This is a genomic window from Aestuariibaculum sp. M13 (assembly GCF_024723255.1).
In the GTDB taxonomy this organism is placed as follows: Bacteria; Bacteroidota; Bacteroidia; order Flavobacteriales; family Flavobacteriaceae; genus Aestuariibaculum; species Aestuariibaculum lutulentum.
Map to the genome: position 1 here is coordinate 857122 of NZ_JANIAC010000001.1, position 18380 is coordinate 875501.

The 18380-nt window shown below is 35.6% G+C and carries 10 protein-coding genes; 8 read left to right on the top strand and 2 right to left on the bottom strand.

The features are described from left to right. Window positions 1-23: 23 nt before the first annotated feature. Both NO995_RS03730 and NO995_RS03735 read right to left on the bottom strand, forming a co-directional pair. Window positions 24-2552: a hypothetical protein gene (locus NO995_RS03730; protein ID WP_258226321.1), complete on the bottom strand. Its 2529-nt coding sequence runs from the start codon at window positions 2550-2552 to the stop codon at window positions 24-26. Window positions 2553-2581: 29 nt separating this feature from the next. Beyond that, complete coding sequence (locus tag NO995_RS03735) at window positions 2582-3214, bottom strand: LamG domain-containing protein (protein ID WP_258226322.1); 633 nt, start codon at window positions 3212-3214, stop codon at window positions 2582-2584. A 659-nt stretch (window positions 3215-3873) separates the two neighbouring features. Here NO995_RS03735 and NO995_RS03740 point away from each other — a divergent pair. From NO995_RS03740 to NO995_RS03775, 8 genes are all read left to right on the top strand, one after another. Beyond that, window positions 3874-7188, top strand: a complete 3315-nt coding sequence (locus tag NO995_RS03740; RefSeq protein ID WP_258226323.1) for a TonB-dependent receptor — start codon at window positions 3874-3876, stop codon at window positions 7186-7188. Between the two features lie 18 nt (window positions 7189-7206). Further along, a complete protein-coding gene (locus NO995_RS03745; protein ID WP_258226324.1) occupies window positions 7207-9021 on the top strand; it encodes a RagB/SusD family nutrient uptake outer membrane protein in 1815 nt (604 codons plus the stop codon). A 15-nt stretch (window positions 9022-9036) separates the two neighbouring features. After that, window positions 9037-10710, top strand: a complete 1674-nt coding sequence (locus NO995_RS03750; RefSeq protein ID WP_258226325.1) for a DUF4957 domain-containing protein — start codon at window positions 9037-9039, stop codon at window positions 10708-10710. Window positions 10711-10799: 89 nt separating this feature from the next. Continuing rightward, window positions 10800-12299 carry a polysaccharide lyase family 1 protein gene (locus tag NO995_RS03755; protein WP_258226326.1) on the top strand — a complete coding sequence of 500 codons (1500 nt, stop codon included), beginning with the start codon at window positions 10800-10802 and terminating at the stop codon, window positions 12297-12299. Between the two features lie 2 nt (window positions 12300-12301). Further along, window positions 12302-14539, top strand: a complete 2238-nt coding sequence (locus tag NO995_RS03760) for a pectinesterase family protein (RefSeq protein WP_258226327.1) — start codon at window positions 12302-12304, stop codon at window positions 14537-14539. Between the two features lie 115 nt (window positions 14540-14654). Continuing rightward, entirely contained in the window at window positions 14655-16094 is a 1440-nt protein-coding gene (locus tag NO995_RS03765; RefSeq protein WP_258226328.1) for a glycoside hydrolase family 28 protein, read from the top strand. 22 nt (window positions 16095-16116) lie between these two features. Beyond that, window positions 16117-17127, top strand: a complete 1011-nt coding sequence (locus tag NO995_RS03770) for a DUF4861 domain-containing protein (RefSeq protein ID WP_258226329.1) — start codon at window positions 16117-16119, stop codon at window positions 17125-17127. Between the two features lie 5 nt (window positions 17128-17132). Further along, on the top strand, window positions 17133-18377 hold the full coding sequence (locus tag NO995_RS03775) for a glycoside hydrolase family 105 protein (protein WP_258226330.1): 1245 nt from the start codon (window positions 17133-17135) through the stop codon (window positions 18375-18377). Window positions 18378-18380: the final 3 nt, after the last annotated feature.

Below are 18380 nucleotides of genomic sequence, written 5' to 3' on the forward strand. Positions count from 1 at the left end.
AATTTATTTCTCTTTTTAAATGGTTAGTTCCTCCATTCTATTTTTAAGTCCTTAATTAAAGTCGCACCACTACCAACACTCCCCGTGTGCTGGATGCTTACTCCTCCATATTCATTCGGTTCAATTTCGGCTTGTAAATTAACTTTATTAACTACTGCATCATCAATATGTTTAACAAAATACTGGGCATTTTCGGCATGAGCTGTTAATTGATTACCTTTAATTTCGATAGTAATTTTACAATTTGGTCTGTAGCAAGATGTTGAAACCGGTTTGCAAATCGCATGCGCAACGCCATTTTCATATTTCATTAAAATAAAATCTGTAGCATCACTGTATTTTGTAGTTCTAATTAAACGTAATGCATAACCATTCATTTTTTTTACATCCATTTTGATACCAATATCCATATACTGAGCGCGCGCACTGCTAAAACCTTGTCCCGAAGTTTTTGACGGAAATGCAATAAAACTAATCTTCATATCGCCAAAAGATTCACCAACTGGCAGATAACGCATACGAGCACCTTTTGTATTTTGTACAAACCCTTTTACTCCTGCCGCTCCGTTAATACCTTCTCCATAATACCAAGGGTCTTTACTATTGTCGGCTTGCCAATTATGCTCATAAGTATCAGCTGGCGCGTATGAATCTAAACTCCAAAAACCAGGTAATATTTCCGGTTGATATTTAGTTGACATAGTTTCAAAATCAGGCATCAATACCTTCTGATTTTCCGATATATCGTTAGGCTTTATCTTCTTTTTAAAAATAACATTTCTTGCTTCTCCGGGATGACATCGCAAATGCTTTGGTTGTATAGTTGCCATAATATAATAACCAATATCACCTTCTGAAAGTTTAAATGTTTTTAAAGGTTTATTTTCACGAGAGACTGAAATTTCGATGGGCAGATTGCCTTTTTCATCTATACAACGGTACCACGAAATCAAGGACTGATCTTCAAAATCCATGTCCAGCTTATAATCTAATGTCAATGCCCCTTTGTTTTTCTTTATGTTTGGCTGGACAATAAATTCAGGTGGACTTATAAACGAAGGTGCAATATACAATACACTTGCCGATTCCAAACCAGAAGCTGTTTCCGCCTTAACAATGATTTCTTTGGTTTCATTTTCATAATTTTTAGGAATAACCAAACAGCTTTGATCCTCATTTACAACCAATGTCACATAGGATTTATAGTCGTCTGTAACCGACCATTTAATCTGATTTGATTTAACCTGAATATTTCCAAATAGGTATAACTTTGAAATTAATAACAAACTATCCTTTTCGGTTTCTAATGTTTTTTGGCTCGGGGTTATTTCTAATAAAGTTGGCACATTAGAAAAGTCCTTTCCTGTCTCCCTTTCAACAACCTCTAAAAATGGTTTTACGCCCATTGGATCCCAATCGTCATGCCCTCGAAGCAAATTAAAAGTATTGTAAACCATTTGATTTTTATACTGAAATCTGTAAGCATTCAAAACGTCCTTATAAGTCATATCAACCGTAGCAAATGCATCATTCTCCCCAACAAATACAGGATGATTATTTAAACTTACATTATACTGATAATACCTCGCTTCCTTAGCGGGAATATCTCGCCACCCGATGTAATTTAATTCTCTTGCTGTAAAGCGCGTATCTACCAAAGTTACCGGCCCACCACTTTTACAAAAATACTGTGCATGACGGGTAAAGGCTCTTATATCGCAATTTAGAAAAACCGATCCCGTTCCATCTGTTCTGTAAAATGGCTTAGAGGAATAAAAATCGAACGTACAATTTAAATATACGGCGCTACCATTTAACGCATCGTCTGTCATTTCAAAGTGACAATTATCAAATAATGTACGATGACTTCCCCAAAATGGAGCTAGATTTAAACGACTTACAAATCGAGTATTCTTGGCAACAACTTTATCTCCGTTCGAAAAAATAAGTTGTCCCTGCACAATTGCCGAACCTCTCTTTTTTCTATTCAACTTGGGATATAAAGGATAAACCAGATCTATATTACAGTAATTCCCAAAAGTTATATTTTCAGCAGAAGTGCCATCGCCTTTTATGTTTAACATCGTAAAATTACCTTTTGCTCCCATGGTTTGCCCACGATTACTAGCAATAACAACATTCTCCGGATTATCTGTTAAACCTTGAAACCGTAACCATTCGCATGAAATTTCTAAACCAAAAGGTACTGAATTCCCTAGTTTAGGCACTCTAACTTCAGGATTATCAGGATTATCTACCCAATACACCCAAGGAGCTAAATACAACACCATGGGATTGGCTTCTGAACCGTTCGTAACATGTTTTGCAGCTTCAATGACCGAATTAAAAACAAAAGGATATTTCGCAATCTCCTCATCGGTAAGCTGTCCATCAATAAAAAAAGCATGAGGGCCTAATTGTAATTTCTTTCCCTTATAGATAATGTAATCCGCATTAAACTCAAGGTCCTGGTACAAACCTCCCTTATAAGACTGGGCATTTGCAAATAGTGAAATTCCTAAAAAGAACAGTATTGGTAAAAAACGGTACATGTGGTTTAGTTTAGTGGTTTAATTGGCTTCTATTTAAAAGACAAAAAATCTTTAGGCTTGAGAGGCTTTGGGGTTACCCTAATTCTATAAATATCTCCTTTAAAAAATGATTTTTTATTTAAACGAACACCTATAGACGTCTTCCCTGTTTGTATGGGTTTAAACTTAAACGACTCATACAATTCCTGCTTGCCATTAACATATGTAGTTAACCCATCCTTTTCAACAATAAAAGCAACATGATACCAATTTCCAAGTTTATGTAACATAGTTTCATCAACCAATGCCTTTTTATTTTCGCCAGATTTCACAAATCCATCAAAATACCAATCACCGTTTAAAACTCTTATTTCCAGTAACATTCTATCACTAGAAACTTCCCCCATATGTAACACACGCTGCTCGAAATCTCCATCTATTTCAGGTTTAAAAATCATTTCTACGGTAAATGATTTTAAATTAGTTAATGGCATTTCTTCCAAAAACAAAGCCTCATCTACTCCATTAAATTTAAGTACCTCACCAAACGGAGCCCTTACAACTTTGGGACTAGCATTAATAGTTTCTAAAACAAAATCTTTATTTACTAAAGATGATACAACCCAATCTGTAGTTTCCTGGCTATTACTTTTATTACAACAAAGAAATAGAGTAATAGTCAAAATACCCCTTATTATTAGATGTGTTTTGTTATTCATCATTATTTTAATAATACAATCGATTACCAAATATATTCAAAATTGCAAATCATTATTAATGATTAATCTCATTTTCATTAAAAAAATCAAGATTTAAGACTAGAGTTGTCAAAAAAGGTTTAAAAAATTACTAAAAATATAATTTTACTAAAAATTTATTTTCACAAAAAACATATGAATCCAAGCAAATTCAATTAAAAACCATTGATTTATTGATCTAAAATTCTCCAAAATAGATAAACTTCACCATTTCATATAAAAATCTTGGTTTAAATCATAATTATTAAGAATCCCTATAAATACAAAATAAACAAAAGCACCACTACATAATTTAATTTTCAATAATTTGACCTATACTTAGTTAAATAGTCAATAATTATTTGTTGAAAAAAAAATAATATTTATATTTGGGACAATCGATTACATTTTTTATTGCCACAAATCAAAACTCAAATCACGTGAGCCCCGTATTTTAAAGCACTAAAGACCTTTTTCTAACCAAAAAAGAACAATCGATTACCACCACTATCAATTAAAACCAACTAAAAATGACATAAACTATACTCTCTTTCTTCCCGATTATTACACTAAACACAAATAATTAACAATTAAACAAACTATTTATGACAAACTATTCCTTTTTTAAACATCAATTTTTCTTACTCAAAGTGAGACAAAAAACACCACCGTTCGAAAAGGTATTTCAAACTCTTTTGGTGGGTGTTTTCGTTATATTTTCAGGAGTATTACATGCGCAAAATATAACTATTAGCGGAACTATTACAGACGGAGGAGACTTAGGAGGTCCTCTGCCAGGGGTTACTGTAATTGTTAAAGGCACATCCAATGGAACCTCTACGGACTTCGATGGTAATTATTCCTTAAACAATGTTCCTTCAAATGCCGTACTACTTTTTTCTTATGTTGGCTATAAATCGCAGGAATTAGCCGTTAATAATCAATCTACAATAAATGTTACACTGCAAGTTGACGTAAGCCAGCTTGATGAAATTGTAATAGTTGACTACGGTTACGGTAAAGTAAAAAAAACCGATATGACTGGTTCTACTGCAAGTATAAGCAGTAAAGAACTGTCTACAATCCCTATTTCTAATGCTGCCGAGGCATTAACCGGACGACTTCCAGGTGTTAATGTTACTTCTGCCGATGGTGAACCTGGTGCCGAAATTAGAATTCGTGTGAGGGGTGGTACTTCTTTATCTCAAGATAATAGTCCCCTTTATGTGGTAGATGGATTTATTGTGGGTAGTATTGATAATATTCCAGTAAACGACATTGCCAGCATCGATGTTTTAAAAGATGCCGCTGCTACTGCTGTATATGGAGCTCAAGCTTCTAACGGTGTAATTGTCGTTACAACTAAAAACCCTGTTGCTGGAAAAACCTCTATTTCATACAACAACTTCTTCCAGTTTAACGAATTACCTCAAGATAGAAAATATGACGTTTTGAGTCCTTATGAATTTGTTTTAGCAAATTACGAATATCAGGCTTTAAGAGGCCAAACCGCTATTGAGGGTTTTGAAAAATATTTTGGTAAATATGAGGATTTAGAACTTTATAAAGAGCGTAAACCTACCGATTGGCAGGATGAGCTGTTTGGAGGCTCGAGATTATCTCAATATCACAACTTATCAGTTGGTGGTGGTACAGAAATGACTAAAATGAACTTAAGTATCTCACATAATGCTGATGAAGGATTATTAACTGGTTCTGCTTATGAAAGAACAGCTGTTAATTTTAAATTAAATCAAAAAATATCAGATCGCTTATCATTCGATGCTCAAGCAAGAATTACAAACTCTATTAGAGATGGAGCTGGTACTTCTAGTGGACAATTAAGTATAAAAGATGCTGTACAAACACGACCTGTAAATGGTATTGCCGATGAATTAGATATCGATTTAAATCAGGTAAATGAAGATGATGATTTTCAACAATTCCTTTTAGGTTTAATTAACCCTAACGATTTAGTTGAACAAGACTGGAGAAAAAGAACAGATTACGATTATGTTTTTAACGCGGCATTAACCTGGAAAATCACAGACAATATAACAGCTAAATCTTCTTTCTCCCGAAATAAAGGTTTCCAGGAAGATTTAAGATTCTATGGCCCATTAACAAGTGAATCATTCAACAATGGAGGTAGCTTACCTTTAGGTCAACGCTCTAATAGAAATGATCACAGTTACAGATGGATTAATACCTTAAATTATAAAAAGGACTGGGGAGATTCAAGACTTGATGTTTTGGTTGGTCATGAAGTATCTTCAAGTGGAGGCCACAGTGATTTCTTAAGAGCCGAAAACTTCCGTTTATCAATAACTCCTGAAGAGTTATTTGCAAATATGCAATTTGGTGATGCTGATAGATTTTCAACCTCAGAATTTACTGAAAGTAATAGAAAATCATTATTTGGACGTTTCGATTTTAATCTTCAGGAAAAATTTATTTTCACTCTTACAGCCAGAGCAGATCAATCTAGTAAATTTAGTAAAGATAACAACTTAGGAATCTTCCCTGCATTAGCTTTTGCATGGAAACTGGAAGAAGAAAACTTCTTAAAAGATTCAAAATGGATTGATCAATTAAAATTAAGAATTTCTTATGGAGAAACAGGTAACGATCGTATTGGCACAGGCCTAAACCAGTTTTTATTTAGTGCAACAACAAATAGAGGACCTGGTTTCGGAAACGTAGATAACATTTATTACGAACCTGAAAGTTCATCGCTTTATAATCCTGACTTAAAATGGGAAACTACTGTTACAAGTAACTACGGTTTAGATTTCACATTTTTTAATAAACGTCTAAACGGTAGTTTAGATTATTATAAAAATGAAACCCGCGATTTACTATATACTCAAGCCATCCCTACCAATACTGGATTTAACGAGCAATATGCAAATATTGGTAGTACAGCAAATAAGGGAGTGGAACTAGGATTAACCGGTTACATTGTAGACAATAAAGACTTTACGCTATCTGCCAACTTCAATATTGGACATAACGTTCTTACAATTGAAAAACTTGATGGAACACAATCTAGATTTGCTCAATCAAACTGGGCAAGTACCGATTTAAGAAACCGAAATGATTACATTTTAGAACTTGGAGGTAAAATTGGTAATATGTATGGTTTTGTTACCGATGGTTTTTATTCTGTAGATGATTTTGATAGCTATAACGAAGTTAGCAACACGTATGCATTAAAAGATGACATTGCCGATGCCTCAGGAACAGTTGGTGGCGCTTTAAGACCTGGTAGTTTAAAACTTAAAGATTTAAATGATGATGGTGTTATTAATGACTTAGACCGAAGAATAATCGGTAATGCGCTACCTGATTTCCAAGGTGGTTTTGGAGTAAACCTACGTTGGAAAAACTTCGATTTATCAACATTCTTTAACTACCAGGTAGGAAATGATGTTTACAATACAGGAAAAATACAATTCAATCAATTAAGAAGGGTAACCAATGGTAACCTATTGCAAACAATGAGCCTTGAAAATAGATTCACCTATCTAGATATCGACGGGTCTATTACAGGAACACCAGGTGGTATAGTAACTAATCTGGAAGACTTACGAACACTTAACGAAGGTAAGAACATTTGGTCTCACGCCAGCCATGGTATAGCTGCTGCTGTAATTCATGATTGGGCTATTGAAGACGGTTCTTTTTTAAGATTAAATAACTTAACTTTAGGGTATAGTCTACCAGAAAAACTAATTTCTAAAGTAGGTTTATCTAAATTCAGAGTATTTGCTACGGGAAGAAACTTAGCCATTTGGACAAAATACTCAGGATATGACCCAGAAGTTAACTCTAGTAGTAATCCATTTACTCCTGGTTTAGACCGATCTTCTTTCCCAAGAGCCCGCTCGTACACCTTTGGAGTTAACTTAACATTCTAATTAAAAAAATTGATTGATATGAAACTTAAATATTTATTAGCTTTTATACCAGCTTTAATGATATCGTCTTGTAGTAAAGACTTTTTAGAACCCGATTCTATTTCAACATTCGACCTTGATTATATATATTCTAATGTCGACGATGCCAGAAATGGAGTTAACGCCGTTTATTCCTATTTCAACCAAGATGCATTTAGATCCAGATTATCTAATAACATGACTGGAATTACAGATATTGAAATTGGTTACCATAACGGAGAATACGATAATGGTCGTCGTGAAATTTGGAATGCTGATGCACTTTCATCAAACAACGACTTAAATATTGTTTGGACATATGCCTATCGTGCCATTAGAGACGCAAATATTGCTATCGAAGGAATTACGAATAGTGGCAATTTAGATTCTGATGACGCCAATATTAAAACAACTTTTAATCAGTTGTTAGGAGAAGCTTATACATTAAGAGCTTACTGGTATAGTATGTTAACTTTCTATTTTGGAGACGTACCTTACGTAACCGAGGCTCCTGTTGCCGGCGCCGATTTCTTTTTTCCTAAAACAAATAGAAACACTATTCTATCTAATGAAATTGAAGCTTTAATGGCTGTGGAGGAAAACATGCAATGGGCAGATGCTTTACCATATGGTATTGAACAAGTAAACCGTGAATATACCATTGGTATGATTGCGAGATTAGCTCTGCAACGTGGTGGGTATTATTTAAAACCAGATTTAAGTATGGTTAGAGACAGTGATTACTTAGACTACTACCAAATTGCTAAAACCTACTCTCAAAAATTGATAAACTTAAAAGATCGTGAATTATCATCAGATTTCAGACAGATATTTTACAATCAAAATATTTTCTTATCACCTGTAAATCAAGATATTTTATTTGAAGTTCCTTTTGCTAAAGGCGGTGGTGATGTAGGCTGGAACATTGGTATTAACGTTATCGGTGGAACAGATGCAAAACACGATTATGGATCTGGAGGAAACTATATGGCCATGCCTGCAACCTATTATATGTCTTTCGATAGTAAAGATTTACGCCGCGAAGTTACTTGTGGTTTATTTAAAGTAACCATGCAAGATACCTTAGATCATGTTGGTGTTGGTAATATCTCTCAAGGAAAATGGAACAGACGTTTATTACCAGAGCCTCCTGGACGCGAATCTGCAAAAGGAACAGGAATTAACTGGCCAATGATGCGTTATGCCGATGTACTATTAATGTTTGCTGAAGCTGAAAACGAATTAAATGGTCCGACTATGGAAGCGCAAAATGCATTCAAAAGAGTTCGTCAACGTGCATTCGATGCGGCAGACTGGAGCACTAAAGTTGATACTTACATGTCACAAGTATCAACCTCTAAGCAAACCTTTTTTGATGCCATCGTAGATGAGCGCGCCTGGGAATTTGGTGGTGAAATGATTAGAAAATATGAGTTAATACGTTGGGGTAATTATTCAGAGAAAATTCAGGAAACAGTTGACGGTCTTAAAAAACTGGCAGACGAAGCTTTTGCTGGTGTTGGTACAGGACCAGACTATATGTTTTGGAAAACCGATGATGATGGAAACTTCCTTGTACTTAATCCGGATAATAAAATTGCAGTGGCACCAGATAACACTTGGATAAGACAACCATTCTTAATAGCCTTACACAACGACACTACCACCTATTCTGAATTTATTTTAAATGATTTCGAGAATTATATTAACGGACCAAAACCAGGAGTCGTAAGATACATCTTTCCAATTCCTGTAACTGCTATAGATAATAGCCAAGGAACTTTGGCTAATGATGGCTACCAATTCACTAACTAAACTAGACTAAGAAACATGAAAAATAAAAGTAATATATTTAATATAAGAACACTCTTATTTTTATCCTTAATCGTTACCATGTTTAACGCTTGTGATAAAGATGATGAGGGAAGTTATGACAAAACCCGTCTGTTTCGCCCTGTTCTAAACCAGCCACTTTTCGCTGAAGGCAATTCAATTGTGGTAAACATGGCTAAGCTTAAAGGAGCTGTTGGCTATACTATAGAAGTTAGTCGCGACACTTTTCAGACCATAGAGTACACAATTCCTTCCGACACAAATTATGTTGAAATCAATGCAAATAATGTTGGAGAAGAATTATTTTGGAATACTATTTATCAGGTAAGAGCAACAGCTCATGAAGCAGATCCTCAATATGATAGTAAAATATCTGATTTTGGTGGCGTTCGTACAGAACGTTTCCCTTCAATTCTTAAAGTACCGGCTTCTTACGATGTTACCGACGTTGCTGCAAGGGTTACTTGGGAACCTTTAGGAGATGCCATTACAGGAATAAAAGCATTCTCTTCAGACGATTTAAGGCTTACAACACCTTTAGCGGAAGCTTCGGTTACATCAGAAGAATTTTTGGCTGGAGAAGGATTTATTAGTGGTCTAGATCCGGACACTAAATATCAAATTGCTATTTATAGCGGAACTGAATTAAGAGGTTGGGTAAACTATTCCACTTTAATCGCAGAACCTGATTATACAAGTATTCCTAATTTAATTGATGTTAGAGATAATGAAAGTGCTTCAGCTGTAAAAGATGCTGTAGCATCGGCTGCAGATGGAGGAACCATTCTTGTTAAAAGGGGAGTTACTTACGATTTACCTTCTACTGCACTTGATAAATCTATAACAATTAGAGCTGCTTATGGTTTTGGTGAACAGCAAGCAAAATTATATACTACAGGTAACTGGAATATTGCCTCTGGCTCTAACATTAATCATATTCGATTCATAGATATAGAAATTAGAGGAGAAGATTACGGTGGAGATTATGTTTTTAACCCTTCAAGTGGAAATACCAACGTCACAGAATTACTTTTCGATAACTGTAAAATCGGAACGTTAAGAGGTATTGTAAGATTAAGAGGTACAAACGCCCTTATAGAAACATATGAGATAAGAAACACTGTTGTAGACAGCATTGGTGGTTATGGGCTTCTAACCTGTGATACAAACCCTGGGGACCCTCAAACAGCTACTGTTAATAACATTAAGTTTATTAATAGTACTTTCAATAAAATCCAAATGGGAATTCAATCTAGAAATTCGTCGCAGTCTATAGTTATTGATGGATGCACCATGGCTAATATTAATACCCTTTTCAGATACAGAGGTGGAGATGGCAATAATGATGTTGCTCAGGGAATTAGTATTACAAATACAATTATAGGGCATAATTGGGATCCTACAGGCACAAAAGAAGGTGATGATCTTGCTGTTAAAGGTACCGATAGTGGAGGATTAGGTGGTACTAATTTTACTGTACTTAACACTTATACCACTACTGATTTCGTTTTTAGTTCTGGAACTGAAATTGGAGAAATAACTGTCGGTAATGCAGGTGCTTCTCAAGATATTTTATGGGTAGATCCTGAAAATAATAATTTCAATTTCTTAACTCCTGCCTTTATAGGGCAATACACAGCAGGTGACCCAAGATGGCGTGCTAAATTATAGGTTTAATTTCTAACCAATTTTAAAGTGGGTATCTTATCGGCAATATGCTTTTAGATATCCACTTTTTAATATCATTTAAACACTTTACAATGAAATTATACTTTAAAATAATTTTATTTACGCTTCCCTACCTATTATCGTGCAATTCATCACAAGAAGAACCTGTAGAATACGTTGAAATTATCGATTCTGTTACAGATGAGGAAGAATCCAATACAGTCAAGCCAACACCTATCAACGAGGAAGCATTTGCCTTTCCTGGAGCTGAAGGTTTTGGCCAAAACACTACTGGTGGTCGCGGAGGTAAAGTTTTATTTGTAACTACACTTAACGATTACGGTTCAGGAAGTTTAAGAGAAGCTGTTAATACACAAGGGGCACGTTATATTTTGTTTAAGGTTTCAGGAACCATAAGGCTACTCTCTGAATTAAAAATAAACAATGGAGACGTAACCATCGCAGGACAAACAGCTCCAGGAGATGGGATTTGCTTAAAAAATTACCCTGTAACCATCAATGCAGATAATGTTATTATTCGATACCTGCGTTTTAGAATGGGTGACGAAGCTAAACAAGAAGGCGATGCCATTGGCAGCCGATTTCATAAAAATATAATCATAGATCATTGTTCCTTTAGCTGGTCTACAGATGAAACCGTTTCTATATATAACAACGAAAACACAACCCTACAATGGTGTTTTATAACAGAAAGCTTAAGAAACTCTGTTCACGATAAAGGGTCGCACGGCTATGGTGGTATCTGGGGTGGAAAAAACGCATCTTTCCATCATAACTTATTGGCTCATCACGATAGTCGAAACCCGCGTTTAGGTGAATATGCCGGCTCAGCATTCGCATTAACAGATCTTGTTGATTTAAGAAACAATGTGATTTACAACTGGCAAGGTAATAGCGCTTACGGCGGTGAAGCTATGAATGTCAACATTGTTAATTGCTATTATAAACCCGGACCTGCAACAACAAAAACAACGCGTATCATGTCTATTGACAAAAACAAAGTTGAAGGTACCGAAGTTTACAATATATGGGGGAAATTTTTTATTGACGGCAACTATGTAGAAGGAAGTTCACAAACAACAAACGACAATTGGACATACGGGGTATACAATCAATTTCACAGCAGTTATGGTACCGTTTCTGATGAAGACAAAATTGCTATGAAAATGCAAGAACCACATAATATCAACAATAATGTAACAACGCATTCAGCACAGACGGCTTATGAACGTGTTTTAAATTACGGGGGCGCTTCATTTAAACGTGATATCATTGATACCCGGATTGTAAACGATGTAAAAAATAAAATTTACTCATTTGAAGGTTCAAACGGGAGCACAAATGGCATTATTGACACACAAAGCGATGTTGGCGGATGGTCTGAACTAGTATCGGAAACACCTCCTACAGATACTTCGGGCGACGGTATGCCAGACGCTTGGAAAGAAACTATGAAACTAAAAATAACAGACAACAATCCTAATGGTCACGAATTAAGTACCGGTTATGAAAACATAGAAGTATACATAAACAGTCTTGTTGCTTCAATTACCGAAAATCAAAACAAATAAACATGTCCAATAAAAACCAATTCTTTATTTTAATTTTTCTTTTTACAACCTTTCTTACTCATGCCCAAGAATTGGCCTTTCCTTCCGCTGAAGGTTTTGGCAAATATGCCTCAGGAGGTCGAGGCGGATTAATTTATACTGTAACAAATTTAAATGATGACGGAGAAGGTAGTTTAAGAAAAGGAATTCTCAAAAAAGGACCTCGAATTATTGTCTTTGCGGTGTCTGGAACTATTGAATTAAAGTCTGATTTAGATGTTAACAGAGGTGACTTAAGCATTTTAGGACAAACCGCTCCCGGTGATGGCATTACCTTAAAAGGCTATCCATTTACAGTAAAAGCAGACAATGTTATTATTCGGTATTTAAGATTCAGAATGGGCGATGTCCAAAAAGTTGAAGGCGATGCCTTAGGCTGTCGAGATGCAAACAACGTTATCATAGATCACTGCTCTGTAAGTTGGGCAACCGATGAAAATGCTTCTTTCTATAACAATTCAAATTTCACATTACAATACTGTATCATTTCTGAAGCTTTAAATAATTCTGTGCATCATAAAGGAGCTCACGGATATGGCGGAATCTGGGGTGGCGTAAATGCTTCCTTTCATCATAACTTAATAGCCTCGAACAATAGTAGAAACCCAAGATTTAGTGGTTCTTCGACAACTGAAAATTCAAAAAATGAATTTGTTGACTTTAGAAACAATGTGATTTACAACTGGGGAGAAAACAATATTTACGGTGGCGAAAAAGGCACGTACAACGTGGTTAACAACTACTTTAAATCTGGGCCTGCCACACCTAAATCGAAACAAGATAGAATAATAAACCCTTCTGAACCTTACGGAAAATTCTATGTTGATGGAAATTATGTGGAAGGATTTGATGCCGTTTCCAACAATAACTGGAATGGTGGTGTTCAGTGTGATCATCCATTAGAAACAAAACAAGATTCTGAAATCGATATTGCTGATAATACTTCCACTCAAAGTGCTAAAGAAGCTTATGAAGAAGTTCTTAAAAAAGCAGGAAACAGTCTTTCAAGAGATGCTGTAGATGCCAGAATTGTACATAATACCCGTGAAGGCAGTGCGAATTATAAGAATGGTATCATAGATTCGCAAAACAATGTTGGTGGATGGCCAAAATTAAAATTAGGAACTCCAAAAACAGATACCGATGAAGATGGTATGCCTGACGATTGGGAAAAGGAAAACAAACTAAATCCAAATCTAAACGACAGTAACCTTTTTACACTCGATAAAAGTTTTACCAATATTGAAGTTTATGCAAATTCATTAGTTAATGGGTTTGCAAAAAAAAATCTAATTAATGGTAAATACTTTCATTTTGTCGTAGACGCTAATAACAATGGTGATTTCTCTGCTGTACAGGCTGCAATTAACGCAGTGCCCGACTTTAGAAAAAATGAAACCCGAATTTTTATAAAAAACGGAATTTATAAAGAAAAATTGGTGCTTCCAGCTTCAAAAACAAATATCACTTTTGTAGGTGAAGATAAGTTCAAAACCATTTTAACCTACGACGACTTTGCCCAAAAACACAACAGCTTTGGAGAAGAAATGGGTACTACTGGGTCAACGTCCTTTTTCATTTTTGGTGATAATTTTAAAGCTGAAAACCTAACTTTCGAAAATAGTGCCGGTTCTCTTGGTCAAGCTGTAGCCGTAAGAGTTGATGGCGACAAAGTCATATTTAACAATTGTCGCTTTTTAGGAAATCAGGACACCCTATATTGCCATGGAAACGATAGTCGTCAGTATTATAAAAACTGCTATATCGAAGGTACAGTTGATTTTATTTTTGGCTGGTCTACAGCTTATTTCGACAATTGCGAAATTTTCTGTAAAAATTCCGGTTACGTAACAGCTGCTTCAACCAATGAAGACACTGCTTATGGATTCGTATTCAAAAATTGTAAAATAACAGGAAGCGCTCAAGAAAACACCTTTTATTTAGGAAGACCCTGGCGCGACTATGCCAAAACCGTTTGGATTGATTGTTATATGGATAAACATATTAAACCTGAAGGCTGGCACAACTGGGGAAAACCTCAAGCAGAACAAACCACGTTTTATGCCGAATACGGTTCTACCGGACCAGGAGCATCATCAAAACGAGTAACATGGGCTAAACAACTTTCTAAAAAAGAAGCTGAAGTATTCAGTTTAGATAATGTTTTAAGAGGGAATGACGATTGGAAGCCTAAACTATAAGCTATTTAAAAACAAAATTTTATCAATTTTAACATTTGATAATTCAATATTAATTATGTCAACCAAGACTTCTTTAGTATTTTTAACAATCGATTACAACTAAATTAAAAATCATATGAAAATTACACGTAACCATTTAAAGCGTTATGCTTTAATATCTTTTTCATTAGTTGCTTTAACGTTTAACTCGTGTAAAGAAAAACCTAAACAAGAAGAAAAAACACAACCCGATGCTTTTGCAGCTGCAGATAAAATTGTTGAAAGCATTAAAGTTTTAAAATTTCCGGATCGAACCTTTAATATCCTAGATTTTGGAGCTGTTCCTGACGGTACAACATTAAACTCTGATGCTATTAAAACAGCAATTGACAGCTGTAGTCAATTAGGTGGTGGCAAAGTAATTATTCCGGCCGGCGATTTTTTAACCGGACCAATTGTTTTAAAAAGCAATGTAAATTTACATTTAGAAGAAGGTGCTAACGTACTGTTTTCAACTAACCATGACGATTACCTACCGGTTGTTCATACATCCTACGAAGGTGTAGAACTTATGAACTACTCCCCTCTTATTCGTGCTTATAAACAAAATAACATTGCTGTTACCGGTAAAGGTGTACTTAACGGGCAAGCCAGTAATACCAATTGGTGGCCCTGGTGTGGTAAAGATTCTTATGGTTGGGTTGAAGGTGCTCCTAAACAACATGATTCTATCAATTTACCTTCTTTACGTGAAATGAACGACAAACAAACACCTGTTTCAGAACGTGTATTTGGTAAAGGTCACCACTTACGTCCTACGTTTTTTGAACCTTTTGAATGTGAAAATGTATTGCTTGAAGGTGTAACCATTACTAATGCTCCATTTTGGGTTATTCACCCGTTAAAATGTGATTATGTTCGCATTGATGGTGTTACGGTTAGCAGCCACGGACCAAATAACGATGGTTGCGACCCAGAATATTCTAAAAATGTTCATATCACCAATTGTACTTTCGATACGGGTGATGATTGTATTGCCATTAAGGCCGGAAGAAATAACGATGGTAGACGCGTAAACATTCCTAGTGAAAATATTGTCATAGAAAATTGCTACATGAAAGATGGTCACGGTGGTGTGGTTTTAGGTAGCGAAATTTCAGCTGGTGTTAGAAATGTTTATGCCAGAAATTGTAAAATGGATAGCCCGAATTTAGATCGTGCCGTACGTATAAAAACCAATACACTACGCGGCGGCTTTGTTGAAAACCTATTCGTAAAAGACATTCAGGTGGGTCAGGTAAAAGAAGCTTTATTAAGAATTAACCTTCACTACGCAATTTATGCTAATCAGGAAGGTGAATTTATGCCAAAAGTAAATAACATTCATTTAGAAAACATCACAGTTGAAAACAGTGGTAAATACGGTATTTTAATCAAAGGACGTGAAGAAGAAATGGCTATCAAAAATGTGTCACTTAAAAATGTTCATATTAAAAATGCAAAAACGCCACTTTCGGTTGAATTCTCAGAACCTGTTATCTTCGAAAACACAACTATAAATGGTGAACAATATTAAATCATTCAAACAACATTCAATCATGAAAAAAATAGCAATTTTACCAATTGTCTTATTAAGCCTTATCTCTTGTAAAGAAAACAAATCTCAACAAAAAAATGAAAAAGAGGTCGTAACTGAAGTAAAATCAATACCTAAAACATATGCTGAAATTTCAATTGCACAAGGCGGAACATGGGTTGATGGACCAAACGGGCATGAAGAATATAAAGGAGGTACTTCTTTTAAAAATGTAGATGAACTGCAACTTCCTGAACAGCACACCGACCACACGTGGTATATTCGTTACGAAGGACCGGGTTGGGAAAACGCTCAGGTAGGCTACCGTTTATATTTAGACTGGCGAAATGCTATTGACATTTATGGGAAAAAAACCGATTCTTTAGTATTACCTTATGTTGGTCAGGATGGATTTGATTCTTATCATCATGATGCGCCTTGGGGACAAGATATTTTAAAAGCAGGAAAATCTATGGGTATTGGTGGTTATGGTCGCGTTGTGGCCGACACTATGGTACATTTCCAAAAAGTACAGGATACCAAGGCTAAAATTACAAATTCAGATACTAACTCAACTATTGATATTATGTACACAGGTTGGGAATCAGGAGAAGACAACATAGATTTAAAATCGAAGTTAACCATCTACCCTGAAGACCGATACACAAAAGCCGAATTAACACCATCAAAAGCTATCGAAGGCCTATGTACAGGAATTGTAGACCATAATGTAAATTTCCATAAAAAAGAAGGTGAAACTTGGGCATACATTGCAACTTATGGCGTTCAAACTTTGGCCGAACCAGCCGATAAATTAGGTATGGCTTTATTCTACAAATTAAATGAAGTTGCCGAACAGAAAAAAGGAGATTACGAACACTTGGTTATCTTCAAGCCAACAACCGAAACAGTTACCTATTACTTTTTAGCTGCCTGGGAACAAGAACTAAACGGTATTAAAACCGAAGAAGATTTCGTAAAAGATTTAGACAGCAAATTAGCGGCATTAAACACCACAAATTCGATAAAATAATTATCATGAAAACAACAAAATACATTGCGCTTTTTACATTAGCATTAGGCTTATCAGCCACCTCTTGTAAAGATGCAAAAAAAGAAACCTCTCAAGAAGAAGCTACAGCAACTGTTGAAAAAATAGTTCCTGAGAATCTAAAATGGTCTGAACGTATGATGCTTTCTGAAATTCACCGTTTTCCGGAAGCTACCAAATTAGACTTCGCCACTCGTGCTCGATGGACGTATACTCCTGGTTTGGTTTTAAGTGCTTGTGCACGTGTATATGAAGCTACACAAAAACAAGAATACTACGATTACATTTACGATTATGCCGATACTTTAATCGATAGTACTGGAACCATCGACACCTACAGTCTTGAAAAACAAAATCTGGACATGATTAAGTCTGGTGATGTTTTACTGTTCTTATACCCAATTACAAAAGAAGAGCGTTTCTTAAAAGCTATGGAAACTTTAGATAGCCAGTTAGAATCGCAACCAACAACTTCTGATGGTGGTTACTGGCATAAAAAAATCTATCCTTACCAAATGTGGTTGGACGGACTTTATATGGCGGAGCCTTTCCATACAAAATACGCTAACGATTACATTCAGGATGAAGCAAAAAAAGAAGAAATCTATAACCATGTGGTACTTCAATTCGATCTAATTCAAAAACATAGTCGTGATGAAAAAAGTGGTCTTTTATACCACGGTTGGGACGAAAGCAAAGAACAACAATGGGCAAACAAAGAAACAGGGAACTCACAACATTTCTGGTCTCGTGGTATGGGATGGTACGGTATGGCCATGGTTGATGTGTTAGATCTTTTACCTGAAAATCATCAAGGACGCGAAAAAATCATCAAATACTTAAATCAATATGCTGAAGCTGTAACTAAAGTTCAGGATGAATCTGGCTTATGGTGGCAAGTGCTTGACCAAGGAGACAGAGAAGGTAACTATTTAGAAGCAACAGGAACAGCGATGTTTACCTATACATTCGCGAAGGGTGCACGTAAAGGCTACTTACCGGAAAAATATTTAGAGATTGCGAACAAAGCTTATAACGGACTTTTAGAAAATCTAGTTACTGTTGAGGAAAACGGTGTAGTTAATTTAAACCAATGTTGCGCAGTTGCTGGATTAGGAGGAAACCCTTACCGCGATGGTTCGTTTGAATATTACATCGGCGAAAAAATCCGTGCCAACGACCCGAAAGGAACAGGCCCTTTTATTATGGCGAGCTTAGAACTAAACAAATAAACC

Excerpts from the sequence above, each read along its gene's own strand:
- NO995_RS03740 (WP_258226323.1), top strand. The coding sequence starts at position 3,874 with ATGACAAACTATTCCTTTTTTAAACATCAATTTTTCTTACTCAAAGTG.
- NO995_RS03745 (WP_258226324.1), top strand. The coding sequence starts at position 7,207 with ATGAAACTTAAATATTTATTAGCTTTTATACCAGCTTTAATGATATCG.
- NO995_RS03765 (WP_258226328.1), top strand. The coding sequence starts at position 14,655 with ATGAAAATTACACGTAACCATTTAAAGCGTTATGCTTTAATATCTTTT.
- NO995_RS03730 (WP_258226321.1), bottom strand. The coding sequence starts at position 2,552 with ATGTACCGTTTTTTACCAATACTGTTCTTTTTAGGAATTTCACTATTT.
- NO995_RS03750 (WP_258226325.1), top strand. The coding sequence starts at position 9,037 with ATGAAAAATAAAAGTAATATATTTAATATAAGAACACTCTTATTTTTA.
- NO995_RS03770 (WP_258226329.1), top strand. The coding sequence starts at position 16,117 with ATGAAAAAAATAGCAATTTTACCAATTGTCTTATTAAGCCTTATCTCT.
- NO995_RS03755 (WP_258226326.1), top strand. The coding sequence starts at position 10,800 with ATGAAATTATACTTTAAAATAATTTTATTTACGCTTCCCTACCTATTA.
- NO995_RS03760 (WP_258226327.1), top strand. The coding sequence starts at position 12,302 with ATGTCCAATAAAAACCAATTCTTTATTTTAATTTTTCTTTTTACAACC.
- NO995_RS03775 (WP_258226330.1), top strand. The coding sequence starts at position 17,133 with ATGAAAACAACAAAATACATTGCGCTTTTTACATTAGCATTAGGCTTA.